Here is a 1251-nt window from a genome sequence, read left to right as displayed (position 1 = left end):
CGCCAAATCCAACCATTGCCATTGCCCCGGCAGCGGCGCTTGGCGAACCAACAGCGCTTCAGCCATGCCGCCACCCGCTACGGGCGCGCCGTACCACCGCCGCGTTGCCGTCGGTCTGCTTTTGCAAGTAGGTTTCAAACCGCAAGCGCGCCCTTCCCATATCCACCGATCCCGCCAATAAAAAAAATGTACTTTCCACGCTCAAGCCGTGTTTGCCGATACCCAGCCCTATCACGGCTTCGTCTTTAAAAAAATCGGCCAATTCGCCGAACGGTTTACCGCCGGCCCGGTAGATGGAGGCCGCCTGGTCGGCGCTGATCTTGTCCGCCAGGCAGCGCAATATTTGCGGCGGGGCGGTGTTGACGTTTATCGGCGCATAGCCGGGCACGGCGTACACATAGGGCCGCAATTTGTCGAAAATTTCCGGCGTCATTCCGTCCACCAGCATCAATTCGCCGACATCCGCAAACGGGAGGTTACCGGCGCGGCGCGGCGGATGCTTGCGGGAATAAACCTCGTCTTCCGCGCCGAACGGGTAGCGAATCTCGCCGTCCGCATCCATCCAGTCCAGAATGGCGTCCATCAGTTCCGTGCGCAGCTCCAATTGCTTCAACAAGCGTTGCATGCGTTGCACATCCGCTTCGCTGACTTCGCCGTCGACAATCAGGTTGTTCAAATTGATTTTGCCTTGCAGTTCGCCGATGTTTGCCTGCAGTTCGACGTCGCCGTCTTCGCCGAGCCGCAACGGCTTTTGCCAATCGCCTTCCCGCAATCGCGTCGCGGCCCAACTCTCCAGACTGTGGGCATAGGCCCAGACCTGGTCGCCGCGCAGCTGGTTTTCGGTGCGGCGGATATCCAGCTGCCGCTCGCCGGACATCGAGACTATCGTGACGGTAGCCAAGGCCAGCACCAGCAGCACCGTAATCAGGGCCACGCCGCGCTGCGGCCGGATTAATCGTTCTCTCATCGCAACCAAAATCCGCGCCGGATATCGCCCATGCCGCTCAAACTGACTATCACTTCCACCGCTTTTGGTATGGCGCCGGCGGAAAGCGGCCAACTGCCGGTCCACTCGCTACCGAAGAACTGTATTTGCACGCCGTCGGCATCGAGAATGCGCTTGCGCAACGGCCGGCTTTGCTGGGTTCTATCCAGGGTATTCCATACCAGCCGGTATAATTTACCGGACTCGAAGCGGTAGCCGACCCGCTGCAAGCGGCTGCGTCCACCGTCCGGCGGCAGTGCCGGCAC

The 1251-nt window shown here is 60.5% G+C and carries 2 protein-coding genes; both read right to left on the bottom strand.

What is annotated here, in order from left to right:
* Nucleotides 1-58 precede the first annotated feature (58 nt).
* The gene (gene gspK / locus NP596_RS21435; protein ID WP_256617413.1) at nt 59-967 is read right to left on the bottom strand and encodes a type II secretion system minor pseudopilin GspK; all 909 of its coding nucleotides are present in this window, start codon (nt 965-967) and stop codon (nt 59-61) included.
* The coding region (locus NP596_RS21430; protein WP_256617412.1) for a type II secretion system protein GspJ at nt 964-1251 on the bottom strand (288 nt) is incomplete at its 5' end. The genes NP596_RS21430 and gspK, both read right to left, overlap by 4 nt.

Origin of the sequence: Methylomonas rivi, assembly GCF_024505165.1 — a bacterium.
GTDB classification, from domain to species: domain Bacteria; phylum Pseudomonadota; class Gammaproteobacteria; order Methylococcales; family Methylomonadaceae; genus Methylomonas; species Methylomonas rivi.
The sequence above is the reverse complement of the archived record's forward strand: the minus strand, read 5'-3'. Positions and strand labels throughout refer to the sequence as shown.